The organism is Nonomuraea sp. NPDC003707 (genome assembly GCF_053587055.1).
Genome location: NZ_JBSFNK010000059.1, coordinates 17,916 through 43,264 on the forward strand (window position 1 = coordinate 17,916; position 25,349 = coordinate 43,264).

General features: G+C 67.5%; 33 protein-coding genes and 2 pseudogenes. 17 read left to right on the plus strand and 18 right to left on the minus strand.

Features of this window, described 5'->3' with window-relative positions:
* Positions 1 to 89: 89 nt before the first annotated feature.
* The 5 genes from ACWDRB_RS62330 (at position 90) to merB (ACWDRB_RS62350) (ending at position 2,030) form a co-directional block, all read left to right on the plus strand.
* Positions 90 to 635, plus strand: coding sequence for a hypothetical protein (locus ACWDRB_RS62330; protein ID WP_449911373.1), 546 nt, complete (start codon positions 90 to 92; stop codon positions 633 to 635).
* A 3-nt stretch (positions 636 to 638) separates the two neighbouring features.
* Positions 639 to 956, plus strand: a complete 318-nt coding sequence (locus tag ACWDRB_RS62335; RefSeq protein WP_449911375.1) for a hypothetical protein — start codon at positions 639 to 641, stop codon at positions 954 to 956.
* Positions 905 to 1,309 (plus strand): organomercurial lyase, encoded by a 405-nt coding sequence (gene merB, locus ACWDRB_RS62340; protein ID WP_449911377.1) that lies wholly within the window; start codon positions 905 to 907, stop codon positions 1,307 to 1,309. Before ACWDRB_RS62335 ends, merB (ACWDRB_RS62340) begins: the two co-directional genes overlap by 52 nt.
* Before the next feature lie 92 nt (positions 1,310 to 1,401).
* Positions 1,402 to 1,935 (plus strand): organomercurial lyase, encoded by a 534-nt coding sequence (gene merB / locus ACWDRB_RS62345; protein WP_449911379.1) that lies wholly within the window; start codon positions 1,402 to 1,404, stop codon positions 1,933 to 1,935.
* Complete coding sequence (gene merB / locus ACWDRB_RS62350) at positions 1,881 to 2,030, plus strand: organomercurial lyase (protein ID WP_449911381.1); 150 nt, start codon at positions 1,881 to 1,883, stop codon at positions 2,028 to 2,030. The genes merB (ACWDRB_RS62345) and merB (ACWDRB_RS62350) overlap by 55 nt, the downstream gene beginning before the upstream one ends.
* A gap of 51 nt (positions 2,031 to 2,081) precedes the next feature.
* On the opposite strand, the gene ACWDRB_RS62355 is transcribed toward merB (ACWDRB_RS62350), so the two are convergent.
* The 3 genes from ACWDRB_RS62355 to ACWDRB_RS62365 are packed head-to-tail and all read right to left on the minus strand — an operon-like array spanning position 2,082 to position 3,005.
* Positions 2,082 to 2,228 (minus strand): hypothetical protein, encoded by a 147-nt coding sequence (locus ACWDRB_RS62355; RefSeq protein ID WP_449911383.1) that lies wholly within the window; start codon positions 2,226 to 2,228, stop codon positions 2,082 to 2,084.
* Positions 2,221 to 2,766, minus strand: coding sequence for a Clp protease N-terminal domain-containing protein (locus ACWDRB_RS62360; protein WP_449911385.1), 546 nt, complete (start codon positions 2,764 to 2,766; stop codon positions 2,221 to 2,223). Before ACWDRB_RS62360 ends, ACWDRB_RS62355 begins: the two co-directional genes overlap by 8 nt.
* The gene (locus ACWDRB_RS62365; protein WP_449911387.1) at positions 2,766 to 3,005 is read right to left on the minus strand and encodes an RNA polymerase subunit sigma-70; all 240 of its coding nucleotides are present in this window, start codon (positions 3,003 to 3,005) and stop codon (positions 2,766 to 2,768) included. Before ACWDRB_RS62365 ends, ACWDRB_RS62360 begins: the two co-directional genes overlap by 1 nt.
* An 82-nt stretch (positions 3,006 to 3,087) precedes the next feature.
* Here ACWDRB_RS62365 and ACWDRB_RS62370 point away from each other — a divergent pair, with 82 nt between their 5' ends.
* Entirely contained in the window at positions 3,088 to 3,210 is a 123-nt protein-coding gene (locus tag ACWDRB_RS62370) for a hypothetical protein (RefSeq protein WP_449911389.1), read from the plus strand.
* Here ACWDRB_RS62370 and ACWDRB_RS62375 read toward each other — a convergent pair.
* The 8 genes from ACWDRB_RS62375 to ACWDRB_RS62410 form a co-directional block, all read right to left on the minus strand.
* Positions 3,183 to 4,079, minus strand: a complete 897-nt coding sequence (locus ACWDRB_RS62375) for a recombinase family protein (RefSeq protein WP_449911391.1) — start codon at positions 4,077 to 4,079, stop codon at positions 3,183 to 3,185. The two genes, ACWDRB_RS62370 and ACWDRB_RS62375, sit on opposite strands and share 28 nt — an antisense overlap.
* A gap of 175 nt (positions 4,080 to 4,254) precedes the next feature.
* The gene (locus tag ACWDRB_RS62380) at positions 4,255 to 4,587 is read right to left on the minus strand and encodes a YnfA family protein (RefSeq protein ID WP_364200881.1); all 333 of its coding nucleotides are present in this window, start codon (positions 4,585 to 4,587) and stop codon (positions 4,255 to 4,257) included.
* A gap of 85 nt (positions 4,588 to 4,672) precedes the next feature.
* Positions 4,673 to 5,047: a hypothetical protein gene (locus tag ACWDRB_RS62385; protein ID WP_449911394.1), complete on the minus strand. Its 375-nt coding sequence runs from the start codon at positions 5,045 to 5,047 to the stop codon at positions 4,673 to 4,675.
* Between the two features lie 5 nt (positions 5,048 to 5,052).
* Entirely contained in the window at positions 5,053 to 5,514 is a 462-nt protein-coding gene (locus tag ACWDRB_RS62390; RefSeq protein WP_449911396.1) for a MerR family transcriptional regulator, read from the minus strand.
* The gene (locus ACWDRB_RS62395; RefSeq protein ID WP_449911398.1) at positions 5,511 to 5,864 is read right to left on the minus strand and encodes a rhodanese-like domain-containing protein; all 354 of its coding nucleotides are present in this window, start codon (positions 5,862 to 5,864) and stop codon (positions 5,511 to 5,513) included. Before ACWDRB_RS62395 ends, ACWDRB_RS62390 begins: the two co-directional genes overlap by 4 nt.
* 17 nt (positions 5,865 to 5,881) lie before the next feature.
* Complete coding sequence (locus ACWDRB_RS62400) at positions 5,882 to 6,229, minus strand: hypothetical protein (RefSeq protein WP_449911400.1); 348 nt, start codon at positions 6,227 to 6,229, stop codon at positions 5,882 to 5,884.
* A gap of 522 nt (positions 6,230 to 6,751) precedes the next feature.
* On the minus strand, positions 6,752 to 7,048 hold the full coding sequence (locus ACWDRB_RS62405) for a transposase (RefSeq protein WP_449911402.1): 297 nt from the start codon (positions 7,046 to 7,048) through the stop codon (positions 6,752 to 6,754).
* A 346-nt stretch (positions 7,049 to 7,394) separates the two neighbouring features.
* Positions 7,395 to 8,738 (minus strand): aminotransferase class I/II-fold pyridoxal phosphate-dependent enzyme, encoded by a 1,344-nt coding sequence (locus ACWDRB_RS62410; protein WP_449911404.1) that lies wholly within the window; start codon positions 8,736 to 8,738, stop codon positions 7,395 to 7,397.
* Between the two features lie 131 nt (positions 8,739 to 8,869).
* Between ACWDRB_RS62410 and ACWDRB_RS62415 the strand changes: the two genes are divergently transcribed.
* Genes ACWDRB_RS62415 through ACWDRB_RS62425 form a run of 3 tightly spaced genes read left to right on the plus strand, consistent with a single transcriptional unit; the run spans position 8,870 to position 11,908 of the window.
* A complete protein-coding gene (locus tag ACWDRB_RS62415; RefSeq protein ID WP_449911406.1) occupies positions 8,870 to 9,172 on the plus strand; it encodes an antibiotic biosynthesis monooxygenase family protein in 303 nt (100 codons plus the stop codon).
* Entirely contained in the window at positions 9,169 to 10,362 is a 1,194-nt protein-coding gene (solA, locus tag ACWDRB_RS62420) for an N-methyl-L-tryptophan oxidase (protein ID WP_449911408.1), read from the plus strand. The genes ACWDRB_RS62415 and solA overlap by 4 nt, the downstream gene beginning before the upstream one ends.
* A gap of 37 nt (positions 10,363 to 10,399) precedes the next feature.
* Complete coding sequence (locus tag ACWDRB_RS62425; RefSeq protein ID WP_449911410.1) at positions 10,400 to 11,908, plus strand: aldehyde dehydrogenase; 1,509 nt, start codon at positions 10,400 to 10,402, stop codon at positions 11,906 to 11,908.
* Between the two features lie 178 nt (positions 11,909 to 12,086).
* On the opposite strand, the gene ACWDRB_RS62430 is transcribed toward ACWDRB_RS62425, so the two are convergent.
* Positions 12,087 to 12,284 carry a hypothetical protein gene (locus tag ACWDRB_RS62430; RefSeq protein WP_449911412.1) on the minus strand — a complete coding sequence of 66 codons (198 nt, stop codon included), beginning with the start codon at positions 12,282 to 12,284 and terminating at the stop codon, positions 12,087 to 12,089.
* A 183-nt stretch (positions 12,285 to 12,467) separates the two neighbouring features.
* Between ACWDRB_RS62430 and ACWDRB_RS62435 the strand changes: the two genes are divergently transcribed.
* The 7 genes and pseudogenes from ACWDRB_RS62435 (at position 12,468) to ACWDRB_RS62465 (ending at position 18,195) form a co-directional block, all read left to right on the plus strand.
* On the plus strand, positions 12,468 to 13,073 hold the full coding sequence (locus tag ACWDRB_RS62435; RefSeq protein ID WP_449911414.1) for an AraC family transcriptional regulator: 606 nt from the start codon (positions 12,468 to 12,470) through the stop codon (positions 13,071 to 13,073).
* 436 nt (positions 13,074 to 13,509) lie between these two features.
* Positions 13,510 to 13,611 (plus strand): annotated as a pseudogene (locus ACWDRB_RS62440) (PhzF family phenazine biosynthesis protein); the annotation flags it as partial.
* Between the two features lie 259 nt (positions 13,612 to 13,870).
* Positions 13,871 to 14,413, plus strand: coding sequence for a PhzF family phenazine biosynthesis protein (locus ACWDRB_RS62445; protein ID WP_449911416.1), 543 nt, complete (start codon positions 13,871 to 13,873; stop codon positions 14,411 to 14,413).
* A 234-nt stretch (positions 14,414 to 14,647) separates the two neighbouring features.
* A complete protein-coding gene (locus ACWDRB_RS62450; protein ID WP_449911418.1) occupies positions 14,648 to 15,043 on the plus strand; it encodes a RidA family protein in 396 nt (131 codons plus the stop codon).
* A complete protein-coding gene (locus ACWDRB_RS62455) occupies positions 15,040 to 16,734 on the plus strand; it encodes a CDGSH iron-sulfur domain-containing protein (protein WP_449911420.1) in 1,695 nt (564 codons plus the stop codon). Before ACWDRB_RS62450 ends, ACWDRB_RS62455 begins: the two co-directional genes overlap by 4 nt.
* A 272-nt stretch (positions 16,735 to 17,006) precedes the next feature.
* On the plus strand, positions 17,007 to 17,378 hold the full coding sequence (locus tag ACWDRB_RS62460) for a hypothetical protein (RefSeq protein WP_449911422.1): 372 nt from the start codon (positions 17,007 to 17,009) through the stop codon (positions 17,376 to 17,378).
* 409 nt (positions 17,379 to 17,787) lie between these two features.
* Complete coding sequence (locus ACWDRB_RS62465; RefSeq protein ID WP_449911424.1) at positions 17,788 to 18,195, plus strand: helix-turn-helix domain-containing protein; 408 nt, start codon at positions 17,788 to 17,790, stop codon at positions 18,193 to 18,195.
* Positions 18,196 to 18,370: 175 nt separating this feature from the next.
* Here ACWDRB_RS62465 and ACWDRB_RS62470 read toward each other — a convergent pair whose 3' ends face one another.
* A complete protein-coding gene (locus ACWDRB_RS62470) occupies positions 18,371 to 18,982 on the minus strand; it encodes a hypothetical protein (RefSeq protein ID WP_449911426.1) in 612 nt (203 codons plus the stop codon).
* A gap of 263 nt (positions 18,983 to 19,245) precedes the next feature.
* On the opposite strand from ACWDRB_RS62470, the gene ACWDRB_RS62475 reads away from it, so the two are divergent.
* A complete protein-coding gene (locus tag ACWDRB_RS62475; protein ID WP_449911428.1) occupies positions 19,246 to 19,605 on the plus strand; it encodes a transposase in 360 nt (119 codons plus the stop codon).
* Between the two features lie 57 nt (positions 19,606 to 19,662).
* On the opposite strand, the pseudogene ACWDRB_RS62480 reads toward ACWDRB_RS62475, so the two are convergent.
* The 5 genes and pseudogenes from ACWDRB_RS62480 to ACWDRB_RS62500 all read right to left on the minus strand — a co-directional run.
* Positions 19,663 to 19,812: pseudogene (locus tag ACWDRB_RS62480) on the minus strand (IS256 family transposase); the annotation flags it as partial.
* Between the two features lie 16 nt (positions 19,813 to 19,828).
* Entirely contained in the window at positions 19,829 to 23,362 is a 3,534-nt protein-coding gene (locus ACWDRB_RS62485; protein WP_449911440.1) for an IS110 family transposase, read from the minus strand.
* Positions 23,362 to 23,559: a hypothetical protein gene (locus ACWDRB_RS62490; protein WP_449911430.1), complete on the minus strand. Its 198-nt coding sequence runs from the start codon at positions 23,557 to 23,559 to the stop codon at positions 23,362 to 23,364. The genes ACWDRB_RS62485 and ACWDRB_RS62490 overlap by 1 nt, the downstream gene beginning before the upstream one ends.
* A gap of 111 nt (positions 23,560 to 23,670) precedes the next feature.
* A complete protein-coding gene (locus ACWDRB_RS62495; protein WP_449911432.1) occupies positions 23,671 to 24,156 on the minus strand; it encodes a RidA family protein in 486 nt (161 codons plus the stop codon).
* Positions 24,156 to 25,301, minus strand: a complete 1,146-nt coding sequence (locus ACWDRB_RS62500; RefSeq protein WP_449911434.1) for a trans-sulfuration enzyme family protein — start codon at positions 25,299 to 25,301, stop codon at positions 24,156 to 24,158. Before ACWDRB_RS62500 ends, ACWDRB_RS62495 begins: the two co-directional genes overlap by 1 nt.
* Between the last annotated feature and the right edge of the window lie 48 nt (positions 25,302 to 25,349).

Below are 25,349 nucleotides of genomic sequence, written 5' to 3' on the forward strand. Positions count from 1 at the left end.
CGGCCTTGACCTTCCAGTGCACTGGAATCTTTACCGTCGATACGACGAAGCCCCGAGGACGGCCGAGCGGGCATGAGGGAGATCACGACATGGAACCCCAAGACAGGGACCGGGTGCTTGAGCTGACGGTGGTGACGGTGCCCGATTGCCCGAACGCGCCGGTGCTGGAGGAACGCCTCGCCCGCGTCCTGGCCGAACTACAGGCCGTGCTGCGGGCCGGCTCCGTGGTGCGAGCCGCTGGCGTGCGGGTGTCGATCTCACGTCAGGTGGTCACCGACGCCGAGCAGGCGGCGCGCTGGCAGATGCGCGGCTCGCCCACCCTGCTGATTGAGGGCACCGATCCGTTCGCCGCCCCCTCGACCCCGGCCGGGCTGGCCTGCCGCATGTACCGCGATGAGCGCGGCCGCGCGCAAGGGGCGCCCTCGGTGGCGGCGCTACAGCAGGTGCTGGGTCCGGCACTGCAGCTCGCCGCCGGACGCACCACGGGGGAGACCGCCGGGGCTACGGCAGGGCGCATGGCAGCGCCGGGTGGGCTGGCCAGATGGGAGGCCGCGCCGGTGTGGCCGGACCCGCTGACCCGCGCCGAAGTCGGACGCCTGGCCCCGGTCGAAGGCGGGCTACGCGCGGTGCACTAGCAGGTGCTGCGTGCCTTCGCCGAGCGCGGCCGGGCCCCGGAGGCGGCCGAGCTGGCGCGAGCGGAGGCCCAGTACGGCGTGTCGGCCGAGCAGGTGCTGGCCGAACTGCACGAGGCCGGCTTCGTGCGCCTGGACGCCGACGGGCAGGTCCGTGCCGCCTACCCCTTCTCCGCCGTGCCCACGGCGCACCGGGTGTGCACCGGGTGTGCACCGGGGGCGGCGTCGACGGCTTTGACGGCATTGTTGGCGGCGGGGTGGAGGTGTTCGCAATGTGCGCGATCGACGCGCTCGGCATGGGCGCCATGCTCGGCCGTGACGTGACCATCATCTCGCGCGACCCGCATGGCGGCGAGCCGATCACCGTCGGTGTCACCGCCGCCGGACAAGCGGCGTGGGCGCCGGACACCGCCGTAGTGTTCGCCGGGCAACAGACCGCCTGCCAATCCTGCCCGCCCGAGCCCTCAGCTGGCCCACCGACCGTCCCGCCGGCTGGTGCTGCCGCCGCGGCGGCCGAGGTGTACTGCGGGTATGTCAACTCCTTCACCAGCACGGCCGCCGCCCGTGCCTGGGCCGCCGCCCACCCGCAGGTGAGCGGCCAGGTTCTGGACCAAGACAGCGCCCTGCGGCTGGGCGTGGCCATCTTCGGCCCGCTGCTGGCCGACCCCACCGAGTAGTTCCTTCCGCTGCCTTCCCGCAGGCGAGCACACAGGTAGGCCACGTCCGCGTCCGCAATACCACCGTATTTCAGCATCAGGAGGTTGGACTCATGACCACGACAACCGCACACGACGCGCAGCGCCTGGCCGCCTTGATTCGCCGCCAGTTCACCCGCCCGGACATCGTCTTTCGGCTGTGGGGCGTGTTGGCCGAGAGCGGCGAGCCCAGCATCGACGACCTGGCAACTGCCGGCGGCTGGGGCAGGCAAGAGGTCGAGCAGGAGTTCGCCCGCCAGCCCGGCACCGTCTGGGCCGCCAACGGCCGGATCGCCGGCTTCGGCCTCACCCTGCAGCCTACGCCGCACGCCTTCACCTTCGACTGCCGCACCGTCTACGGGTTCTGCGCCAGCGACACCCTCGACTTCCCCACCGTGCTCGGCCGCGCAGGCGTGGCGCGGTCGGCCTGCCCGGCCACCGGCCGCCCCGTCCGCGTCGCGATGACCCCCGACGCCATCACCAGCCTGGACCCGGCCGGGGCCGTGGTCTCCCGGATGCGCCCGGACCAGGCCGTGCCCGACGTGCGCCAGCTGTGTGCAACCTGGGCAGCTTCTTCGCCTCGCGTCAGGCCGCCGCCGGCTGGCTGAGCGCCCACCCGGACGGGGAGGTGGTGCCGGTCGCCGAGGAGTTCGACGTCGTGCGGCAGGCGATGACCCAGCTCGGCTGGGCCGCCCGGTACTGAACCCCTGCTTCGCCCGCCTGCCCAGGTAAGGCCAGGGGGTCAGATCCGGGGTCAGGCCGACCAGCCCTGCTCGGCGTACAGGCGGGCCCGCAGGCGGGCCGCGTCCAGATCGCGGGATTCGAGCAGCAGCCGCGCCGGGTTGGGGCGGTCGGGCCGCCAGCCGTACTCGGCGAGCTGCCGGCGGCCCTTCCTACTCAACTGGGTGCCTACCGGGTCGAGCGCGTCGCCCAGCACCCCGTACAGCAGGTGCTCGGGCCCGACGCCGTCCGCGCCCTGGCGCTTGGCGAGCCGGGCGGCCATGTCGAAGGCGCGTTTGGCCAGCAGGAAGGTGCACGGCCGGGCCCAGCCCGTGCGGCCGCCGCGCCACCACGGGCGGCGCCGCACGCGCCGTTCCGCGGCCGCCACCGCCTCGCCGCCGAAGGACTCCTGCAGCCGCCGGCGCAACGCCTCGGGGTCCACCCCGAGCGCGCAGCGCCTGGTCGCCGTCGACGTGCGGGCGTAGTACCGGGCCGATCCGGCGCAGTTGCTCGCGCGCCTCGGCCAGCTCCAGGCCGTGCTCGCGCAACAGCCGGGCGGCCGTGCTGTCGCCGTGCCGCAGGATGCCGAGCAACACGTGCTCATCACCGATGTAGGAGTAGGTCCACGGGTAGCGGCCGAGCTGATGGCCGAAGGCGCCGGCTTCGGCGTGGGCGTAGCGGATCACCTGGCGGCCCTCGGCGGTCAGCCGGTCCCACATCACCGCTCCTCACGGCGGAAGCGCAGCCCGTGCTTGTAATGCACGGCCTGCTTGGTCAGCCCGAGCCGACGGGAGATGTCGCGCCAGGACCAGCCCTGAGCGCGCGCGTTGTCCACCTGCAGCGCTTCCAGCACCTCCACCAGCTGGCGCAGCGCGAGCACCGCCGCCAGGCCGACCTCGGGATCTGTGCTGGCGGCCTTGTCCATCAGACGCCTGCTCTCGTCCAGGTCCACACCCATGCCGTCAAAATAATTTGACGAACAGCAAGTCGTCAAGAATCGTTGACGACCGAGTCGCCGCCGCGGGGTAAGCGAGGACCTCATGGTGCACGGGCCCGGGGTGCAGATCTGCGGCGAATGCGTCACCCTCGCGGCCAAGATCGTCGCGGCCCAGCACGGGCAGGCCGATCGCGAGCTTCAGCCCGGCCAGCGGCTCATCGGCTGAGCGGGCCTGTGCCGCTTCCCCTCCTGCCCTGTCTCCTCGGCCAGTATGCGGTAGACGCTGGCGACGGAGGGGTGAGCGCACTTGTTCTTGCTCGTGGGGATGACCAGCTTGGCCGCGATGTCGGGCACCGCCACGCCGCGAGCCCGCGGCGTGCGCGCATAGGCGATCATGTCGTCGTCGAACACCTTGGGACGGCCGCCGTGGCGGCGGCGCTCGCGCGCCGAGGGCTGGCCCTCCAGCGACCTCTCCCCGATGTACTCGCGTTCGGACTCGGCCATCCCGGCGAAGAACGCGAACAGCGCGGCCCCGTGGCCGCTCGGGTCGTACACGCCCTGCAGCGGGCCGGTGAGCAGCTCCAGCTGGATATCGGCCCGCCGCAGCTGTTCGGCGATGGTCGGCAGTTCGGCCGCGCCTCGCCCCAGGCGTTTCATCTCGTGCACCGTGACGATCACCCGCTGATGCGGAACCGCCGTCTTGATGGTGCGGGCGAAGTCCATCGCCTTGGTGAACTCCGGCCGCACCTTCACGCGGGTGCTGATCTTCTCCGAGAAGATCGGCTCACACCCTGCCTGGTGCAGGGCGTCCAGCTGACTCTGCAGTTCCTGCTGTGCGGTACTGCATCGGGCGTACCCGACCCGGGTCGGCTTGGCCCCGGCAGCGATGTCGGCAGCGGTGGCCTGGCGCTCCGGGCCCGCCGCCCAGGCCCGGCCGGGACCGCGATCAACAGGCGTCCGCACCTCCAGCTCCGCCCGCAGTTGCGGCACCAGCATGAAGCGCGGGGTGTGGTACTTCGGCGCGACCTTCCCGCCTCGCGTCCGGCAGGCGCTCCCCGCCGGCGCCCCACACGTCGGACATTCGAAGGCCTCCACCGCAACCGCCAGATCATCAAGATCACTAATGTCGCAAAACCTATCGTGCGCGCTGTTGTGAGAACGTGGTTTTGCGAGAGGTTATGAGAACGACGGCGGGGGTCGAATCGGACACCGCCGGGCGGGGTGGTGCGGCGTGTCAGAACTCCTCGTTTCGGAGAAAGCGATAGGTGGTTCAGCCGCGCGGCGCATACATGATCACCAGGACGCCGGCCAGACAGACTAGCGCGCCAATGACGTCCCAGCGATCGGGCCGGAAGCCGTCGACAACCATCCCCCAGGCCAGTGATCCGGCGACGAACACGCCGCCGTAGGCGGCCAGGATGCGGCCAAAGTTCGCATCCGGCTGCAGCGTGGCGACGAACCCGTACAACCCCAGGGCGACGACACCGGCACCGATCCAGGCCAGGCCGCGTTGCTCGCGCACGCCTTGCCAGATCAGCCAGGCTCCGCCGATCTCGGCAAGCGCGGCCAGGGCGAACAACACCAGGGAACGGACGATCGTCATGGCAGGTAGTACAACGCATCCCGGCATCCGGCCCTTCGCCGGGCCGCCTGGGCCGTTGCCGGGAGTGGTGCAGCGTGGCGGGTGTTCAGCATCCGCAGCCGTTCCCACCGCATCCGCAGCTTCCGACCGCGGCGAACCCGTCGACCACGCGCGAGGCGCGGCGGCGGTGCAGCCACCACATGCCCGCCGCGGCGGCGACCAGTAGCCCGGCCACGGTCAGCAATGTCTGTTCGGCCAGCGCGGCGCCGGCGCCGGTGAGCAGCCCGGCGCCGATCAGCACCGGCAGCGCGCAGCAGGCGGCGCACGCCAGTACGGCCAGGGCGGCGGTAACCTTGCTGCGTAGCGGTGGCCCGCCGCCGTCGGCGTCCGGGTCGCCCCCCGCTCCAGGCTGTCGGCCGGGAGTAGGCAGGCTCACCGGGACGGCCCCGGTGGAGGCGCGATGGTCATGGTGGGCGCTCACTGTGGTCAGTTCTCCTCGGGGGTACGGCTCGTGGCCAGGTCGGCAAACGGCAGAGGGCAGTCGGGGCAAGTGCAGTGGGTCAGGCTGTCGCAACCGGCGCTGACCACCGCGCTGAGCGCGCGCCGGATGGTGGTCAGATCGGCAATCCGCGCGTCCACCTCGGCGATCTTTTCCTGGGCGCGCTCGCGCAGGTCGGGAGTGGGGTGACCGCGCTGGCCGGTGTCGAGAAGCTCAGCCACCTCCTCCAGGGTGAAGCCGAGCCGCTGCGCCGCCTTGATCACCGTCAGCAGGATGACGGTCTCGGGCGGGTAGGCGCGGTGCCCGCCCGGGCTGCGCGCCGGTTCGGCGATCAGCCCACGGCGCTCGTAGTAGCGCAGCGTCTGCAGGTTGACGCCGGCCTGCTCGGCCACCTGCCCGCTGCGCAGGTACGGCCCGCCTGAGTTCTGGAGTTCGATGTGCTGCCTCACGTCGGCCGCCCCGCCACGGCGCTCGCGCGGCTGCCGTCAAAGGCCAGCCCGGCCTCGGCCCAGTCCTGCTTGCCTCCGGCGTAGACGCGCACGTCGGCGTAACCGAGCCGGGCGAACGCGGCAGCGGCGATCTTGGAGCGGTTGCAGTATGGGCCCGAGCAGTAGACCACCACCGTGCCCCCCCGATCGGGGGCGACCTGCGCTGCCAGCTCGGCGGACACCTGGTCGGGCACGTTGCGGGCGCCGGGGAGGTGCTTGGCGGCGAAGGCGTCGGCCGGCAGCGCCTCCACCAGTTGCACGGTTTCGGCCTGAAGGAGTACGAGCAGGTCCTCTCGGCCGATGCGGTCCATCACCTTCGTCTCCGGACTCAACGGGCGACCGCAGCGACCGCGCGGCCCTCCAGCGCGTCCAGCACGTCGACGTGCTCCGCCGGCACTATCACCTCCAGCGCCAGGCTGCCGTCGGCGATGGCGAGGGTGAAGGTGAAGAAGGAGCAGCAGCCGTTCTCCCGCGCGGCCAGGTTCGCCGCACGGGCGGCATTGTCCGGGCTGAAGACGAGCTCCAGCCGCAGCCGGGTGTGCTCGAGTCGTGCCACACCCTGCACCGCCTCGGCGAACAAGGCGTCGAACTCGGCCACGCGCAGCGGCTGCTCGGCGGTGGGCAGCGTGCAGGCGGAGGGGGCCCATCCAAGGTCAAGGGCAACGTTCTGTGTCATACCTCGACGGTAAACCTGTACCTAGGTACCGAATGCAAGCCCCTCAGGCATACGCGTAGCAGCGAGATCCGGCTGATCCTCCTCTGGAGGCCGTCCTGTGCGACGGAACGGGAACGTACGCCAAGCCTCGCCGGATCCCGCGTTCAACCGTCACAGGTGACCGGCGAGAACAGGCTTGGCGTACGTTTTCGTTGCGCTGCACCTCGACCCCCGTGTAGGCGCGGGTGGCCATCTCGTCGACGGGCAGGTCGCGGAAGGCAGGGTAGTTGACCTCCACGCAGTGCGGCCCACGGAAGCCGAGGTCGTGCAAGCCCCGTAGCAGGTGCTCGATGTCCAGCTCGTCTTCGCCGGGTAGCAGGCGGGCCCGGCGGGCTTCGGCCAGGAAGTCGTCGTCGACGATGCGGCCGCCATTGAGCTATACCGCGACGATCTGCTCGGCGGCACGGGAGACTCTCAGCAGTTCACACGCCCGCTTGACGCTGTGGCCGCTCTGTTTCTCCGCCTCGATGAACGGGTGCACGCTCACCGGGTCTCCCTCACGAAGTAAGCCGTCGCTCGCTTGAGCACGTCGACGTCCTGAAGACGCTGGTTCTCCCGCCGCAATGTCTCCAGCTCCTGCCGCTCGCTGCTGGTGAGCCCGTCCCGCCGTCCGGTGCCGACCTCGGCCTGGCGGACCCATTGCCGCACCGCGGTCTCGGTCAGGTCGAAGTCCTTGGCCACCTGCCCGACCGAGCGGTCACCGCGCTGGCACAGTTCGACGATCTCGGCTTTGAACTCCGGCGTGAACGAGCGGCGAGGACGCGGCTTCTTCTTCCCCATGCTCTCCATCATGGACATCCTTCCGGGGACGAGCCCCTGATCTCGGATGTCCGTCAAACCGGATCAAGCCCAGGTCAGCCTCCTCGGAGTTCGGCTTTTATGGTTCGCATGGATGTAACGAGGAAAGTCGAGTCCCCTTTGAGGGCAGGCTCCAGCTGACGCTCAGCCTCTTCGCAGACCGGTTCGAGCTCAGTTGACCCGATCCGGGGCGCCAACACCGACGGGTGTCAGGGGCCTCAGATCGATAGTTCGGACTGTTGAGGGCGGGTGATGGCATGAGCCCGACGGCCGCTGACCGATCCGGCTCGACGCCGTGCTCGACCAGCCGTTTGTCCCATGCCAAGCGTCAGCCGCGCCGGGCGGCGCGGGGGCGCAGGGCGTGGGCGAGGTCGTCGGCGAGCCGGGGCGCATCCGCCACATCCAGGGTCGAGGTCGTGACGCGCAGGCCCGGCGGGCAGCGCTTGCGGTAGGCGCCGCCCGGGCTGACTGCCCAGCCGCGGTTTGCCAACTCCAGCGCAGCCGAGCCCTCCTCTACGACGGGGATCCACACGTTCAGGCCGGTTGCACCGTGGGCGGTCAGGTCCCGTGCGCGCAGCGCGGACAGCAGGGCGGTGCGGCGCGCGTCGTAGGTCTGCCGCGCGTGCCCGAGCCGTTCCCGGACCGCTTCGTCGGCCAGCAGGTGGACGACAGTGCGCTGGAGCAGGTGTGACACCCAGCCGGGGCCGAGGGCGTGCCGGCCGAGCACTCGGGCGAACAGCTGCGGCTCCGCCGTGACGACGGCCAGCCGCAGGTCGGGACCGAGCGACTTGGCCACCGACCGGGCCACCGCCCACCGGCTGACGCGACCCGCCAGTGTGGCGTGCGTAGGTTCGAGGAGCGAGAGGTGGTGGTCCTCGATGACGACGACCTCCGGCCAGCCTGCGAGGATCTCGGCAAGCTCGCCGGCCCGGGTGCCGGTCAGGCTGGAGCCGTACGGGTTCTGCGCGGTGGGGGTGTGGATCAGCGCCGCCGCGCCCTGCCGCATCGCCTCCCGCACCGCGTCCGGCCGCAGGCCTTCGTCGTCCACCGCGACCGGCACGGCCTGCAGTCCCATGGCTCGCAGCAAATCGAACACGTCGGGATAGCCGGGGTCCTCGACGATCACCCGGTCGCCGGTCCGGCAGCTCGCCAGCAACGCCCGTTCGACGAGGTCGAGGGCGCCGCTGGTGACCCCTACGTGGTCGGCGGCGACGTCGATCCGGAGCCCATGCAGCTGCGGGAGAACGAGGTCCCGCAGATCGGGATCGATCATCGCCTGCCCGTACAGCCGGGGCGTGTGGCTCTCCTCGGCGACGGCGCGCAGGGCCGGCTGGAGCACGGGTAGCAGCGCGCGGTCTGGGCCGCCGTGACTGAGATCGACGCCCGCCGGCTCGGCCCGCGGCTCGGGCCGGGCGGCGGGCTGCGCCTTCAGCGGCGGTGCCGGGGCGATGACGCCGGTGCGGCGCTCGCTGGTGACGATCACCCCGCGCTGTCGCAGCTCGGCGAACGCACCGACCACGGTCGAGGCGCTGACGCCCAGATGGCGGGCCAGCACGCGAACCGAGGGGATCGCCTGGCCGGGCGTCAACGCGCCGGAGCTGACGGCTAGCTCCACGCTGTGCACGAGCTCCTTCTTGCTACATCCAGTGATGACGTCCTGCCATGCACTCACCGAGCCTCCTGTTCGTCCGAGCCTGCGTTCATCATGCCGAACACCTTGACCGCCGCACGCCGCGGCTGCTTCTATGGCAGTACAGTCAGAAACTGTACCAGTACAGATGGCATGTTGGGAGAGGACCTCTGTTGATCGCCCGTATCTGGCACGGCACCACGCCCGTCGCGAAGTCCGATGAATACCTCAGGCTAATGCGCGAGGTCGCGATCCCCGACTACCGCTCGAGCCCCGGCTGCCTGGGCGCCTACGTGCTGCACCACCTCGACGGCGAGGTCGCCCACTTCCAGACGCTGACCTTCTGGGACTCCGAGCAGTCGATCGCCGCCTTCGCCAGCGAGGACGTCACCGTCGCCAAGTACTACGACTTCGACGACGACTACCTGCTGGCGAAGGAACCGCGCGCCGCCCACCACGACCTGTACGACTCGTGAGCCCGTTCTCCTGCGACCTGCTGGTCATCGGCGGCGGCTCGACGGGTACGGCCGTGGCCGCCGCGGCCTCCAGGCGCGGGCTGCGTACCCTGCTGGTCGAGCAGTACCACCTCTGCCACGCCCATGGCAGCTCGCACGGCCCTTCGCGGATCATCCGGCTCGCCTATGGCGGCGCCGGGTACGTGACGCTCGCCCGCGAGTCCTACGACCTGTGGCGCGCGCTGGAGCGGGAGAGCGGCCGGCGGCTGCTGCGCACGACGGGCGGGCTCGACCTCGGCCGCGCCGGGACGCCGTCCCTTGAGCGCGTGGCGTACACGATGCGGGAGTGCGGCGTCGCCTTCGAGCGGTTGTCCCTGGCCGAGCTGGCACGCCGGTTCCCGCAGCTGTGCCCCGATCCAGGCACGGAGGGCCTGTACCAGCCGGACGCGGGCGTGCTCGACGCGGACGCCTGCGTGCGCGCACTGACGGAGAGCGCGGTGGCGCACGGCTGCGAGATCCTCGAGCGGTCCCGCGTCCACCAGCTCAGGCCCGTACATGGCGGGGTCGCTGCCCAGGTCTGGAGAGGGGCCGGCGGCCTGTCAGGCAGCGACGCCGGTGATGTGGAGGTGCGGGCCGGGGCGGCCGTCGTCGCGGCGGGCTCGTGGAGCGGCCCGCTGCTGGCCGCGCTCGGGCATCCGCTTCCGCTGACGGTGACGCGCGAGCAGGTCGGGTACTTCACTGCGTCCGACGCCTTCAGTCCGGACCGCTTCTCCGTCGCCATCGAGCACCGCGCCACCCGTCCCCCGATGATCTCGATGTTCCCGCAGTTGTCGCCCGGCGGCGGCGTGAAGCTCATGCTCGACCGCAACGGCCCGGAGATCTCCGCCGACGACCTGTCCGGCGCCGTCCACGGGCCCGCGCTCGACGACCTCGTCGCGTACGCCCGGGACCGGCTACCTGGCCTTGGGCCGCTCATCCGAGCAGAGACGTGCCGCTACACCATGACCCCCGACGAGGACTTCGTGCTCGACATGCTGCCGGGCAGGATCGGCGTCGCGGCCGCGTGCTCGGGTCATGGCTTCAAGTTCGCCCCTGTTCTGGGCGAGATCATGGTCGACCTCGTCACGAACGGCACCACCGCCCGCTCGATCGCCCCGTTCGCCGCGGACCGGCCGGCGCTCGCGGCCGGCAGCGCCTGGCGGCATGTGTGAGCCGCCGGCCCCATCGACTCGACAGGAGAGTGAGCGCATGTTGCTCGACTGGGACGTGGCCGAGATCCGCGCCATGGCCAAGGACGTCAAGCCCGAGACGCGCGCCTTCATCGACGGCGAGTACCGGCCCGGCGCGCTCGGCCGGTCCTTCCCGACCGAGAACCCGGCCACCGGCGACCTCCTCGCCGAGGTCGCGTGGTGTACCGAGGAGGACGTGACGGCCGCCGTGCGGTCGGCGCGGGCGGCGTTCGAGGACGGGCGCTGGTCCCGCCGCACGCCTCGCGAGCGCGGCCGGGTCCTGCTGCGCCTGGCCGAGCTCATCGACGAACACCGCGAGGAGCTCGCGCTGCTCGAATGCCTCGACACGGGCAAGCCGCTGCGCGACGCGCTCTCCGGCGACATCGCGAAGTCGGCGGCGATGACCCGCTGGTACGCCGAGGCGAGCGACAAGATGTACGACGAGGTCGCGCCGACGCGTCCCGACGTGCTGGCCGTGATCCGCCGCGAGCCCCTCGGCGTGGTCGGCTGCGTCACCCCATGGAACTTCCCGCTCTACCAGGCCGCCTACAAGCTCGGCCCGGTGCTGGCCACCGGCAACAGCCTGATACTCAAGCCGGCTGAGCAGTCGCCGTTGACGACCATCCGTATCGCCGAGCTTGCCATGGATGCAGGCCTGCCGCCCGGGGTGCTGAACACGCTGCCCGGCGACGGCCCAGTGACAGGCGCCGCGCTCGGTCGCCACCCCGGCGTCGACTGCCTCGCCTTCACCGGGTCGGCCGCGACGGCCCGCCGCTTCCTGGGCTACGCGGCCGAGTCCAACGGCAAGAAAGTGTGCGTGGAAGCAGGCGGGAAGTCGCCGCACATCGTCTTCTCCGACGCCGGCGACCTCGAGGTCGTCGCCGACGCGGTGATCTCGGGTATCTTCCACAACCAGGGCCAGGTGTGCAGCGCGGGCAGCAGGCTGTTCGCGCACCGTGACATCGCCGACCCCCTGCTGGAGCTCGTCGTCGAACGCGCCCGCGCGCTGCGGATCGGCGACCCCCTCGACCCCCGCACGCAGATGGGCGCGCTGATCAGCGCCCAGCAGAAGGAACGAGTGCTGGACTACGTCGAGCGCGGCCGGGCCGAAGGCGCCCGGCTGGTCACCGGCGGCCACGAGCTGCTCGCCGAGACCGGCGGTCACTTCCTCGCACCCACGGTGTTCGACCAGGTCCGCAACGATATGACGATCGCCAGGGAAGAGATCTTCGGCCCAGTCCTGTCGGTGCTCACCTTCGACGACGTCGACGAGGTGGTGCGGCTGGCCAACGACAGCGACTACGGCCTCGGCGCCGGGTTGTGGTCCCGGGATATCGACCTGGCCCTGCACGTCGCGGGACGGCTGCGTGCGGGCCAGGTGTGGGTGAACGACTACGACGGCAGCGACTGGACGGTGCCATGGGGCGGGTTCAAGCAGTCGGGCACCTCACGGGACAAGTCCCTGCACGCCCTCGACGAGTACACCGCGCCCAAAGCCACGTGGATCCAGATCCGGCAGCCGGCCTGAGCGGCCTGGCCGCCACCGGTCCGCGTCGGGCACGCATCGGGACAGGCCGGCGAGCAGGGTCGGCACGCGGGGTCCCGCGGCGGCGCGGGGCCTCGGCACCGCTGTCCATTCCCCGAAGACATCACCTGCTCACCGCCTGGGCCGGCCGTCAGACCGAGCTGGTGGCCAGCACAATGATCTAACCTTCCGGATAGAAGAGGAACAGGGTGCAGCTTGTCGTCGTCTGCGGGATGTGCGAGGAACCCGCGGCGGCGTGGATGAAGGAGCTGGCCGGGTAGTCCCGGTCGCCGTCGTTGAAGAGGCCAGAGACCACGAAGACCTCCTCGGGATCCGGTTCGTGGACGTCGACTCCCTGCCAGCTGGTGTTCGCGTCCATCTCCAGCACATAGGCCTTCGCGCCATTGTCCCCGTTCCACAGCGGCGCGCACGGATGCCGGGGAAGAGCTCATGGACCAGGGCGTCCTGGACAGCAGACCACACATAGTCAGGCGCGTTCTGTTCTGTCGTCATGAGGCCAGCCTGGCGACCAACCGCTCCCACGAGTGTCAGGAAAGACGTCATGAGGTACTTTCCTGACATGCATCGGGGAGCGGCGCTTGTCCGCCCACCGCAATCGACCTTCGAACTCGCCTGCGCGGCCCAGGTGTTCGGGATCGAGCGGCCAGGACTTCCGACGCGGTACGCCTTCGGCGTGTGTACGGAGCACCCTGGCCCGGTCGCGACGCACGCCGGGTACGACATGCTCGTGAGCGACGGGCTGGACGCAATCGAGCGGGCGGACACCGTGGTCGTCCCGGGCTGGCTGCCCACCGAGGAGCCACCCTCACCTGCGGTCGTCCGGGCATTGTGCCGGGCGCACTCCCGCGGAGCACGGGTGGTCAGCATCTGCTCCGGTGCCTTCGCGCTGGCGCACGCCGGTCTGCTGGACGGACGAGGGGCGACCACCCACTGGGCGCTGGCGGACGAGCTCGCCGCACTCTTCCCAGCCGTCCGGGTCGACCCGGACGTGCTGTACGTGGACGATGGTGACGTAGCCACCAGCGCCGGCGCCGGGGCCGGGCTCGACCTGTCGCGGCTGAGGCCGCCGTCCCGCCCGTATCGTCGTCGCCGGGTGGGAAGGTGGTGGCGGTCTCCAGAGTCCAGCTCTATTCGGGGCCGTTGTTGACCGGCCACTGGATCACCTTGGCACCATCGGCGGTGCTGCCCCCGCCGGAGATCGACAGCACCTGGGTGCTGTTGACTTTTTGACAAGGGTCGCGCTGCCCGCGTCGGCCCGCAGGTACCACCGCTGCTCGGACCCGGTGGTGCAGGTACGCTGCACCGCGGGAGCGGCGTCGGCGATACTGGCGCCGTCGATCGCCAGACACTTGCCCGCTCTTGGCGTTGCGGATCCGATAGGTGGGCGCTGGCGGGTCGACGAGCAGGTCACCGCCGCCCGCCCTGGGCGAAGGCCGGAGGCCGACCCTGCGGCGAGCTCGCCGGGCACGACCTTCCTGTGATGACCAGTAGTGAGTGAGATGCGATGATGGTGCATGCCTGTTTGCGTGACTGTCGCGGTGGCAGCCCAACGGCTGTTGTGGCGGAGGGATCGTTCACCGACGATGAGCGCCGTGCAGGTGGCGTGGGGGACTTCACACCCAGTGTTCGTGTCCACCCGTGACGGGCAGGTGTCGCTGCGATTCTTCACCGCTGAGGGCGAGTTGCCCGCCTGCGGCCATGGAACGGTCGCCGCGCTGGCGGTGCTCGCCGACCGTTCCGCATGTCGGAGTACCGGACCACCCTGCTCGCAGGGGGCCGTTCCTTCGCCGGGCGGGCCGTGCGGCGGCCCGGTGGGTTCCAGACGTCGTTCGACCCGAGGCCGGTCACGCTCCGGGAGCCCACCGCCCCTGAATGCGACCGATTCTTCCCCTGTTTCCGATGCTCGCAGGTCCGGCCGTCGTCGCGTCCGTGGGACGGCCTCGAATGCTCATCCCCGTCCCAACCGCCTCGGACCTGGCCGCCCTGACACCCGACCTGGACCGCCTCCGCCAGGCTACCGACCGTCTCGGTCTACTCGGCTGCTACCTCTATACCGTCCCCACCAAGGATGGGCGCGCCGCCGCTCGCATGCTCGCCCCCTCGATCGGCGTCCCCGAGGACATCGCCGACGCCAACAGCACCGCCTGCTTGGCCGCTCACCTGTCCCGCCAGGGCTTCACCACCCTCACCGTCGACATGGGCGACTCCCTGTCCTGCCCCTCCTCCATCACCGCTACCACCGAGACCAGCCCCGCAGGCGTCCTCGTCGACATCGGCGGCATCGCGATCATCCGGTCATCACCCCTGAGTGAACACTGCCCGCCCTTGCCGGACATGGACCGTCTGGTCGGCGCGTACGGGCTCGCCGCAGCGGGCAACAAGTACTACCCGTTCCCCGCGATCGATGACGGCACCCTGGCTACGTGTGCTGCGGATCTTCCCGAGGAGTTCTACTGGATGGGCGACATTGACGCGACAGCCGCATGACAGACCCCGTCCCTAAGCTGGCTGACCTCTGGATCTCTACGGTGAAGGACGAGGGCATATCCATGGCAATCGACAGGCTGACGCGCACGAAGATCCTTTGCGCCCCCTCCAGGTGTGTCGCGACCGACCAGTTCGCAGTTTGGGTTCTGGTGAGCCGAGTTCACGCAATAGGTATGACGTTGACATCGTGAGACCGGATTGCGGTCGTTTGGAGTCCGACTGATGGGAATGCTCATGATCGAATATCTCAATCCGTCCAGCCTGCCCGCCAACCCTGCGTTCACCCAGGTGGTGACCGTGCGAGGAGGGAACAAGCTAGTTTTCGTAGGCAATCAGAACGCTGTCGCATCGGGGGACATCGTCAGTGACGACCTCGGCACTCAGGCCGAGCAGGCGTTCCGCAACATGCTGGCCGCTCTGGACGCCGCGGGTGCGACTCTAAGGGACGTCGTGAGACTCGCCGTGCGCGTCGTTGAGGGCCACGACATCACCCAGGCCTTCGCCGCCGCGCGGAACGTCTGGGGAACCAACCCCCCCATGATCGGTGTGAGCGTTGTGTCCGGGCTGGCCAACTCTCGGTTCCTTATCGAGGTCGAAGCGATCGCCGCACTGCGCGAGGAGATGAGATGACGATTCCAGAGCTGCTGGCTCGTGCGCGTGCGCTGGGGGAGCGGTTCGCCGACCAGCCGGAAGCGGCGCGGCGGCTGTCCGACTCGGTCATCCAGCCGCTGTCGGACGTCACGCAAGAGGGCGCCCCTGCCAGCCCTTCGGACGGCGACGAACTGTGGGAGCTGGCCAAGGACCTAACCAGGCTCAGCGCGCAACCCGGCGTGCCCGTCCAGGTGTATGAGGCCGCGGCCGCGCTCCAGGACCTTGCCTGCGCCGGTCCGGACTCCGGCGCCAGGCTCGAGGAACTGGCGGCGCTGCAGGCGGGGCTGCCGTGCCGGATCCAGGTCATGACCGACGGCCCCTACCTGGTGATCAACGCCGAACGCCTCACCGACTACCTCGGGCAGCCCATCCCTGTGCGTCCTCTGATGGCGCTGTGCCGGTGCGGCGCCTCGGCGGCCAAGCCCTTCTGTGACGGCAGCCACCGCCGGATCGGGTTCACCGACGGCAAGGACCCCAACCGGGTCCCGGACCGGCTCGACGCCTACCCCGGCCAGCCGATCACGATCACGGACAACCGCGGCACCTGCGCGCACTCCGGGTTCTGCACCGGGCGGCTCCCCACCGCCTTCCGCGCCGACCGCGAACCCTTCGTCGCCCCGCGAGGGGGACGCATGGACGAGGTCGTCCTCGCCGCCAGGGACTGCCCCTCGGGCGCCCTCGGCTACACCATCGACGGCAAGCGGCCACCGGAGCGCGACCGGCCCGCCGCGATCGAGGTCTCCAAGGACGGGCCGTACCGCGTGACCGGCGGCATCCCCATCGTCGACCACCACGGCGACCCGGAACCCCAGAACCAGGGCGCCTCGGCCGAGCACTACAGCCTCTGCCGGTGCGGCCACTCCAGGAACAAGCCGTTCTGCAGCGGCATGCACTGGTACGTGAACTTCCACGATCCCGAGCCAGACCCCGACCGCACCCCCAGCCTATTCGAGTGGGCAGGTGGCCTTCCCGCCCTCACCCGGATGACCCGCATGTTCTACGAGCGGCACATCCCGGCGGATCCGCTGCTCGCGCCGCTGTTCGCGAACATGGAGCCGGACCACCCCGAACGGGTCGCGGCCTGGCTGGGCGAGGTGTTCGGCGGTCCCAAGGCGTACACCGACACTTACGGCGGTTACGGCCGGATGGTCAGTCAGCATCTTAACAAGGGGATCACCGAGGAACATCGGGCACGCTGGGTGCAGCTCATCGTCAGGTCGATGGACGACGCGGAGCTGCCTGCCGATCCCGAGTTCCGCGCCGCGTTCGTCGCCTATGTGGAGTGGGGATCCCGGCTCGCGATGGAGAACTCCCAGCCCGGTGCCAGGCCTCCGCAGCACATGCCTGTCCCTCGATGGTGGTGGGTCTGCGAGGCCACTCCCGGCGCCCGGATCTCCGCCCTGGCGCCCGTCGAGGAGCAGCCAGCCGTAGCGCTGCCCGCACCGGACGAGCCGCTGAGCTTCGAGGCCCACATCAAGCCCCTCTTCCGCGCTCAGGACCGGCGCTCCATGTCCTTCGCCTTCGATCTGTGGTCGCACGAGGACGTCTCCCGCCACGCCGAGGCCATCCTCGACCGGCTGCGGGAGGGCACCATGCCCTGCGACGGCGCCTGGCCACAGGAATGGATCGACGCCTTCGCCCGCTGGGTGAAGACGGGAAAGCCGGAGTGACATGATGATCAGAATCACCACCTTCGCCGGCGCGGCCTAGCGCCGCACCGCTCGTCCGCGCGGTGGACGAGCGCGGCCCCGCAGGGCAAGGGGCAGATCTGTAGCGTGGCCGATATGGTTCGGCTAGTTGATCGGTGGTTTGGCGGATGAAGATCATCGCTTGCGCGCCACCGCCGCGTCCTCCAGGTCGATCTCCGTCGATGCCTGGATCACAGTACTCATCAGGTGTATGTCCTCCGTGATATACGGCTCTGCCGCATAGGAGAGAGCCCATGACCATCAGCGAGCCTCAACAGGCCAGCTTGGATGAGGCGTATCAGAGTCTACGTGCAGCGGTCATGGAGGTATTGCTGTCGATCAACACGGCTGATTGGTTATCCATCAAACGCCAACTTGAATCCTCTCAACTCATGGAGCTGTTCGGACTTCCGCTAGAGCGGAGCGATCAGAACGCGCGCGCCGTATCCATCCCCGCACGTGCACTCCATGTCCAAGAGCACGGCTCCATATGGGAACGGTTGCCTGAAGTGGCCAAGGCGATAAAAAACCTCGACCAGCACGCCGCTGTCGCCGATATGCCCGCATGGCAGAACATCCGACAAGCCTTCACGAATGGGCAACAATTTGGAATGCGTTTCTTTTAGCAATTTGGAGAGCATGCCCAGGAAATCGCCGCACACCCCAAGAGTCAAGAATTCTTGCAAATCCTTCAAGGCCGACCCCTCCGATAAATGGCCCAGGATGTCCAAACATTGAGCAGAAGTCGCACATTCGCAGGTCAAGGACTGTCCGGCGTGCGTCAAGAGGCCTCATCCTTGGAATCATCGCTCAATGCCGCTCTCTCCAAAATCGAGATGAGCAAACGCATCGCGCGCCGAGCCGCTGCCGCACGCCTCCTCTCATCGACAGGAGGCGTCCCCGGCACGGCCTCTCCGGCGACGGCGAACCTTCAAGACCTAGTTAGAGTAGAAGCCCCAGACAGCATCGCACCGCGGCCTGGTGACCTCAACAGCCTCAAGATAGAAATCATGCGCCATGCAAAGGAGCAGGTTGATGGCGGATCGCGAAACACTAGGCCGACGCCTAAAACAGATGCGCCGCGAGCGTGCTTTGACGCAAGTTGATCTCGGCAAAAAGGTGAATATGTCCGGCAGCCATATCAGCTTGATAGAGCGTGGCAAACGTAAGCCGTCAATGCCTATGCTGAACCAATTAGCTACACTCTTTCAAGTTGACCTACTATTCCTATTGTACGGGATCGATGTTAAGCAGGCGCAGGATACCCTGCAGCAGGTCCGCAGTAAGGCGCACCGATGCGCTCACGACACTGTGGACGATGTCTTTGCCACGTGTTCCGCCAGTGACATCATCGTCTGCGAAACCCGTACCCTACCCAAGTTCGGAGGAGAGGTGACCACCATCACTTTGATTAAGGTGATGGCCGCAAGACTGCCAACGTAGAAGGCCTTCGCCGGCCGGAAAGCTTGGCACGCGCCTTTCCGCTGTTCTCAAGAACGGGCCAGTGACACCTTCATCGCCGACAAGACCATCGTCGACGAATCGGCCGCCCGAGCCGCGGTCAACGAAGTCATCACTGCGGAGTGATCTACGGTGAGACCGGCTGCTCGCCTGTCCCTTAGGCAGGATGCGTGATGGGAGCGACGGTCGGCTGGAAGAGATCAGGCATGTGCTGGCGGACCTGGTCTCCCATCGGGCCGTGTTCCCACAGGGGATCGACAACGCCGAGGGGGATGCTGATTCTCTGTAGACCCGATACCGGATCGATGGGCAGCCGGGCCCGATGGGCCAACAACCAGTTGGAGGCGTTGTGAGGAATCTCGTATTCGCCCCAGCCGACCAGGCCGATGCATTGCCTGGCTCCGGTTCGGACACCTATCCTGCCCGCCTTGGTAATGGTCCGTGGACTGGGAATCCCGCTTTCCACGACATCGATGCGCTCAACATGTCGCCATGCCAGGCGCACACGCGATCCGTACCAGTCCTCCATCTCGACGCCCTCAGGAGAGATGCGCGCAACCGTGGCAGCGGCCATCCGCCGCCACCTGAGCAACCGCACGCCAGCGAAGGCCACTGTCGCCCCTGCTGCAAGGAACACCAGCTCGATACGATGACGATCAGGGATGAAGGCGATGAATACCAGCCATACGGGGATTAGGAGCACGGAAGGGAGAAACAACCGAACAACGGTCGCGACCGAAAAGGCGCGCGCCATGCGAAACTCTTCCATGAACTAAACCTGGTACCTCGACGCCATCGATGTCAACGTGGAATGTACTGCTTGTGTCGTGATCGCGAGGGCCTTGGCGCTGCTCTTGGAGCACGGCCTTGACGTTTTACGCAGGCCGGATGTCTCCGTATAGAGCAGGCGCAACGACAAGGTGCACATCAAGCCGACAAGCCGCACACCAAGACCCCGTCAGCCTCACGCTGCCGGGGTTTTCTCGCACCATCACATCCTCATCCTGGATGACGCGTTCATCCTCAACTTGAGTGTCCGCGCACACCACCAGCTACCTGCTCAGGGTCTCCACCCGGCGCCTGGGCAAGCTCATCGAGCAGCTCGGCATCAAGCACATCTCCAAGAGCCAGGTCTCACAGATGGCCAAGACGCTGGATGAGCAGGTCGAGGCGTTCCGGACCCGGGCGCTGGCCTGTACACCTTCCTCTGGAAGGCCGCCCTCACACAGAAGGTGCGCAAGGGCGGCCGCATCATCAAACGTGCACGTGCTGGTGGTCACCGGCGTGAACGCCGACGGCCGGCGCGCGCGAATCTGTCTCCCCTCGGGACGTGATTATCGGTGGGCCAGGAGGGGGTTTTGTCGGCAGGATGTCAAAGCTGCTGTTGTATAACCATTGGTGTCGCGGGTGGGGTGTGTCCAGTCAGTGGTGTATCTCGATCTTGCTTGATTAGCGGGTGGTCGGGGTCAGACGGCCTTCGAAGGTGATGGCGAAGGCGTTCAGGGCGGCTTTCCAGCGGGTGATCCAGCGTTTGCGGCCCTTGCCGGTCGGGTCCAGGCTCATGATCGCCATGTAGACGCACTTGAGCGCGGCCTGCTCGATGCCCCTATGTTTGTCAAGGTGCTGCTGGAGCGTTGTGGGCGGAGATCGCGGGACGGATGATGCGGAACAGGCTGCGGGCGAGGTAGCGCTTGAGACAGCGCATGATCTCTCGTTTGGAAAGGCCATCCGCAGTGCGGCGGACCACGTAATCGCGAGTGCGTTCATCGCAACGCATCCGGGTAAGGATCACCCGAAACAGGGCTGCGTTGGCCTGCCGGTCACCGCCGCGATTGAGCCTTCGACATCGGCTCTTGCCTGAGGATGCCTCGACGGGGCTGACGCCACACAACGCCGCGAAGGATGCTTCGTCACGGAGGCGTCCAGGATTGTCACCCGCAGCGATAAGGAGGATCGCGGCCGAGTCGGCACCGACCCCGATCTCCTCCAGGAGGTCTGGGGCGACGACCTTGATGGCATCGGTGATCCGCCTTTCAAGATCCCTGATCTCCCCATTGAGGTGCTGGATCCGGTGCGCGAGCAGCCTCAGAGTGTGCATCGAGGCCGCCACCGTTCCGGAGTGGTCCTCGGGACGGAGCTCGGCGCATCGAGCCACGAGCGTGACACTGGTCAGGCCGGTCAGGGGCGCGCGCAGCCACGGCTCAGCGTTGACCAGCAACATCTTCAGCTGATTGATGGCCTGGGTGCGGGACTTGACCGCGGAGTCCTTCGCAACCTTGTAGATCCGCATCTGTTCAACCTGGCCGTCGCCGGCCTTGGGAATAGCAGTGGCCCGCCCGGACAGCACAGCCATGGCAGCGGCGTGGGCGTCGGTGGCATCGCTCTTGCCGCGACTGCGACGCATCTGCCGGTCCGGTCGGTTCACCTCAATGACCGTGAGGCCCTGGCCCTGCAGATGACGGGTCAGCGCCGCCCCATAGGAACCGGTTCCCTCCACTCCAGCCCGAATGACCTGCCCAAAACTACGGGCCCAGGACGAAAGCTGCTGGTAGCCAGCCTCGCTGGCCGGGAACTCCTGGCTTCCCAGCAAGACACCGACAGCTGAGACAACGGCGGCGACGTGGACGTCCTTATGGGTGTCCACCCCCAAGACCGCCTCACCGACGTCATGGGAGAGCTGACTTGCGTGAGTGTCGATCCAGTCACGCGGATGGCCACTGATGAAGAAGAAGCGCCACAGCAGCTGCGGCAGCTGCCAGGTCAGATCTTCCCAGCCGTGCTCGGCGGCACAGCCGACAGCAGCCCGCAGATTAGCGCGCTGCTCGCGCAGCCAGCGCATGGCTGCGGCTGGCCCATCAAAGGTGAGCGGCTCGACCGGCCGACCGATGCTGGCAGAGGGAAAGCGTCGGCGGCTGGGCTCCAGCTGATCGGCGGCCTGTGCGGCGGTATCGAGGTAGTAGTCCAGAACCCGCCGCCGCGCGCTGACCCGCTCACCCTGACTATCCTCCTCCAAAACCAGCTCGCTGGCGTAGGCGTGAATCAGATCGTGGAAACGGTACTGCTCTCGCCCGGCACGCTCCAGCAAAGACCGATCGGCGAGCTGGTCCAACAGCCGCCGAGCTTGATCACGGCCGAGCCCGGCCAGAGCAGCCACCGCGGGCGCATCGAACGCGCTACCCGGATGCAGACTCAGCAGCCGCAACAGCCGACCCGCCGCCGAAGGCAACACCCGATAGGAGCACGACAGTACGGCACGCAAACTCGCCTCACGATCATCAACCGTGTCCAACAGATCCAACCGGTTTCGCGCCTGGAGCATCTTCCTCACCAGACAGCCCAGACACGAAGTGGCGCCAACGGTGGCATGCTCAGCCGCGATCATCAAAGCCAACGGCAAATACCCACACAACCGCGCCAACTCCGCCGCCGCCTCCGGCTGACCCTCCACCCGCGCCGGCCCGACAACCATCGACAGCAAAGCTGTCGACTCCCCGCTCGACAACGGCCCCAAACCGATCCGGTGCGCCCCCTCCCGCGCCACCAACCCACGCAACTGATCACGACTAGTGACCAATACAAACGCCCGCGAACCCGGCAACAACGGACGCACCTGCGCCGCATCCCGCGCATTATCCAACACCAGTAACACCCGCCGCCGCCCCAGCACACTACGCAACATCGCCGAACGCCCATCGGTCTGTTTCGGCACCCGAGCCGCCGGCACGCCTAGCGACCGCAACAACATCTCCAACGCCACATCCGGCTCCACCGCACTACCAGGACCGAACCCCCGCAAATTCAGATACAAAACCCCATCCGGAAACCGATCGATCACCCGATGCGCCCAATGCACCGCCACCGCCGACTTCCCCACCCCACCCATCCCCGTGACAGCCGCGATCGCAATCGGCATACTCCCCCCCACCCCAGCCCCGTCCACCAGCAGGCCATCCAGCTCCCGCAACTGCTCAACCCGCCCAGTAAAATGCGCCACATCGGACGGCAATTGCCGCGGAAACACCACCGGCGCGAACACCTCACCCGCCAGCCGCTCACCGGCGGCCGGCACCAACGGACCCGGCACCAACGGTCCAACCCGACTCCCGCGCGGCCCAACCAGAGTCCCCCCGGGCTGCCCGACCTGACCTCCGCCGGGGGGACCGATCGCATGCGCCTGCGCGGGGTGTGCCTCATCAAACAGGCGCACCGACTCCACATCGTCGCCCAGAATGGCGATATGCAACCGGGTCAGCTCCTGACCAGGATCGATACCCAGCTCCTCACGCAACAACGACGCAACACTGCGATAAACCTCCAGCGCCTCCGCCCGCCGACCAGACAGAAACAACGCCGCCATCAAATGCGCCCACAACCGCTCCCGGAACGGATACTCCGCCGTCAACGCCTTCAACGGAGCCACCGTCTCCTCATGACGACCCAGCCGAAGCCGAAGATGCAACAACCGCTCCATCGCCAGCAACCGCTCCTCAGCCAGCCCCGGCACATCATCGTGATGCAACAACTCCGACGGCACATCCACCAAAGCCGGCCCCCGCCACAACGCCAATGCCCGCCCCAGCAGCTCAACCTCCGCCGCTGCATCCGACGCCCCCACCGCCCGCGCCGTCAAGTCCCGAAACCTCAGCAGATCCAACCCATCCCCAGCAACACTCACCGCATAGCCATCCCCATGAGCACGGATCAGCCGCCCCTTATCGCCCAGCACCCGCCTCAGCCGCGACACATGAGAATGCAAAGCACTCCGGGGATCCCTCGGAACATTCCCGTTCCACAGCCGATCCACCAGCCGCTCACGCGCCACGAACTCGTTCGCATCCAGCAACAACGTAGCCATAATGATCCGCTGTTTCGCCGCCGGGATCGCCACAGACCGGCCATCCCGCACAACATCCAACGTCCCCAAAACACCAAAATGAATCACACCATCAAACATCATCATCATCCCGACGTCAGATATCGGCACGACCAATCTCGGCTGGCGCCACCCTTGAACAGAGTTGCCCGCGTAATCGGCAAGCGTCTTCGGTGTCGAGCTCAACGAAGGTGTACTGCCGCAACTCACGTTCGAACCAGTATGTGACGTTCGCATGCCCGAATCATTGAGCTCGCGATTCTTCGCACGGCCCATCAACCGATGATCGACTCCGAGAACATCGACTCACGAAACTCCTTCAACACCAGATCGATCCCCGTCTGCCGATACAGGTCATAGAGCTCGGAAAGGAAATCCAGCCATACCTGCCCCTCTGCCAACTGCTTCCTGGCAGCCCGCTCATACGAAGCCACCGTACAGACCGCCGACGCATGCCGGACAAGCAACTCCAAGACGATGACGCCGCCGGAACTCGTACCGAACACCGTCGTCGGCTCGGCCGAAGAAACGGGTGCTCGCCGTTCGCAAATGAACAGGGGAAGGGAAGCGCTTGCTCATGCGGTCTAGCTGGCCCTGGGGGAATCTTTGGTGATTGCGATCATCTCCATTTCCACGGCTACGCCGCTTGGCAGTGAGGCGACGCCGACGGTGGTGCGAGCGTGGCGACCAGCTGTACCGAATAGTTTTATCAGCAGTTCGGATGCGGCATCTGTGACCTTGGGGAGTGGCTCATAGCCAGGAACGCAATGGACGTATCCATTGACCTTCAAGATGCGTTCAACCTCATCAAGGCTCCCCAGAGCTCGTTCCAGACTGACGAGGCAACCAAGGATTGCGAGGCGGGCTGCCGTGCGAGCATCGGAGAGGTTGAGGTTCTCGCCGACCCGGCCGCGGTACTGGTGACCTCCGTCCGAATATGGCGCATGTCCGGAAATGAAGGCCAGCTGACCGAATCGCGTGACTGGGACGTATTCGTGAGTCGGCGGTATCGGCGGAAGTGTGATACCAAGTTCGGTGAGTCGGCGTCGTACGGCGGAGCCGGGTGTCATCAAAGCGCCTCATCTGTGGTTGTGGCACGCGCCAAGGCTTGGTCGAGGTCGGCGATCAGATCATCAGGGTGCTCCAGGCCGATGGACAGACGGAGCAGATCGTCGGCGAGTGTCGTGTCGGTGCCGTGAGTGGGCGCTGTGGCCTGGTGTTGGATGAGGCTTTCTGGGGCACCCAGGCTGGTGGCACGGGTGAACAACCGAACTCCCGCCGCCACCGCGATCGCAGTTGTGCGCCCTCCGCGTACCTGGAAGGACACCATCCCTCCGAAACCGTCGAGCGTTCGCTTCGCCAAGTCATGCTGTGCATGGGCCGGCAGGCCCGGGTAGTGCACGGCTGCGACTGCTGGATGCTCGTTCAGGTATGCGGCTATCTTCGCGGCCCCTTCCGCGTGTGCTCGCATCCGTACCGAAAGGGTTTTCAGTCCTCGTCGGACGAGCCAGCAGTCGAACGGTGCCGGTACGGCGCCTTCCACCCACTGCCGCTGACGCAACTGCTCTGTGGGAAAGGCGCCTGCGACGACAACTCCACCAACGACGTCGCCGTGGCCAGACAAGAACTTGGTGGTGGAATGGACCACGCAGTCGACACCGAGCGCCAAGGGCCGTTGGAACACCGGAGTGACGAATGTATTGTCCACCGCACATATGGCCCCACCTTGGTGGGCGATCGCTGCGACGGCCTCAATGTCGGTAACCTTGAGGAGTGGATTAGACAGCGTCTCTGCCCAGATCAGCCGCGTCTCAGGACGCATAGCAGCCCTGACGGCGGCTAGATCGGTCATATCGACTGTGCTGAAGGTGATGCCCCATCGGGCTAGACTCAGCTGCAACACCCGTACGGTGCCTTGAAAAACGTCATCAGGGATCAGCACATGCTCGCCTGGCGCAAGCATGCCCAGCACGGCGGCTACGGCAGCCGTGCCGCTCGCATAGGCGATTGCGTCGGCACCTCCGTCGAGCTCTGCAACGGCAAGCTCCAAACTTCTTCGGTTAGGGTTGCCCGCCTTTGAGTAGTGGTAGCCGCGGCTGTGTCCACCATCCGGATCACGTTCGAATGTTGTCGACATCGTGATCGGTTCGACCACGGCACCCGAATAAGGGTCGACCTGGCTTCCGGCGTGTACCGCGAGGGTCTCGAAACGCATACTTGTCGCCTTCGCGTATTAGTCGGAAAAGTGCGCCGCTTGGCGGCG

What these genes read in the sequence shown, in the direction of transcription:
- ACWDRB_RS62330 (WP_449911373.1), top strand. Translation starts at nt 90, where the DNA reads ATGGAACCCCAAGACAGGGACCGGGTGCTTGAGCTGACGGTGGTGACG.
- merB (WP_449911377.1), top strand. Translation starts at nt 905, where the DNA reads ATGTGCGCGATCGACGCGCTCGGCATGGGCGCCATGCTCGGCCGTGAC.
- merB (WP_449911379.1), top strand. Translation starts at nt 1,402, where the DNA reads ATGACCACGACAACCGCACACGACGCGCAGCGCCTGGCCGCCTTGATT.
- ACWDRB_RS62360 (WP_449911385.1), bottom strand. Translation starts at nt 2,766, where the DNA reads ATGTGGGACCGGCTGACCGCCGAGGGCCGCCAGGTGATCCGCTACGCC.
- ACWDRB_RS62365 (WP_449911387.1), bottom strand. Translation starts at nt 3,005, where the DNA reads ATGGGTGTGGACCTGGACGAGAGCAGGCGTCTGATGGACAAGGCCGCC.
- ACWDRB_RS62370 (WP_449911389.1), top strand. Translation starts at nt 3,088, where the DNA reads ATGGTGCACGGGCCCGGGGTGCAGATCTGCGGCGAATGCGTCACCCTC.
- ACWDRB_RS62380 (WP_364200881.1), bottom strand. Translation starts at nt 4,587, where the DNA reads ATGACGATCGTCCGTTCCCTGGTGTTGTTCGCCCTGGCCGCGCTTGCC.
- ACWDRB_RS62395 (WP_449911398.1), bottom strand. Translation starts at nt 5,864, where the DNA reads ATGGACCGCATCGGCCGAGAGGACCTGCTCGTACTCCTTCAGGCCGAA.
- ACWDRB_RS62400 (WP_449911400.1), bottom strand. Translation starts at nt 6,229, where the DNA reads ATGACACAGAACGTTGCCCTTGACCTTGGATGGGCCCCCTCCGCCTGC.
- ACWDRB_RS62405 (WP_449911402.1), bottom strand. Translation starts at nt 7,048, where the DNA reads ATGGGGAAGAAGAAGCCGCGTCCTCGCCGCTCGTTCACGCCGGAGTTC.
- ACWDRB_RS62425 (WP_449911410.1), top strand. Translation starts at nt 10,400, where the DNA reads ATGTTGCTCGACTGGGACGTGGCCGAGATCCGCGCCATGGCCAAGGAC.
- ACWDRB_RS62430 (WP_449911412.1), bottom strand. Translation starts at nt 12,284, where the DNA reads ATGGACGCGAACACCAGCTGGCAGGGAGTCGACGTCCACGAACCGGAT.
- ACWDRB_RS62435 (WP_449911414.1), top strand. Translation starts at nt 12,468, where the DNA reads ATGAGGTACTTTCCTGACATGCATCGGGGAGCGGCGCTTGTCCGCCCA.
- ACWDRB_RS62445 (WP_449911416.1), top strand. Translation starts at nt 13,871, where the DNA reads ATGCTCATCCCCGTCCCAACCGCCTCGGACCTGGCCGCCCTGACACCC.
- ACWDRB_RS62450 (WP_449911418.1), top strand. Translation starts at nt 14,648, where the DNA reads ATGATCGAATATCTCAATCCGTCCAGCCTGCCCGCCAACCCTGCGTTC.
- ACWDRB_RS62455 (WP_449911420.1), top strand. Translation starts at nt 15,040, where the DNA reads ATGACGATTCCAGAGCTGCTGGCTCGTGCGCGTGCGCTGGGGGAGCGG.
- ACWDRB_RS62460 (WP_449911422.1), top strand. Translation starts at nt 17,007, where the DNA reads ATGACCATCAGCGAGCCTCAACAGGCCAGCTTGGATGAGGCGTATCAG.
- ACWDRB_RS62465 (WP_449911424.1), top strand. Translation starts at nt 17,788, where the DNA reads ATGGCGGATCGCGAAACACTAGGCCGACGCCTAAAACAGATGCGCCGC.
- ACWDRB_RS62470 (WP_449911426.1), bottom strand. Translation starts at nt 18,982, where the DNA reads ATGGAAGAGTTTCGCATGGCGCGCGCCTTTTCGGTCGCGACCGTTGTT.
- ACWDRB_RS62485 (WP_449911440.1), bottom strand. Translation starts at nt 23,362, where the DNA reads ATGGGCCGTGCGAAGAATCGCGAGCTCAATGATTCGGGCATGCGAACG.
- ACWDRB_RS62495 (WP_449911432.1), bottom strand. Translation starts at nt 24,156, where the DNA reads ATGACACCCGGCTCCGCCGTACGACGCCGACTCACCGAACTTGGTATC.
- ACWDRB_RS62500 (WP_449911434.1), bottom strand. Translation starts at nt 25,301, where the DNA reads ATGCGTTTCGAGACCCTCGCGGTACACGCCGGAAGCCAGGTCGACCCT.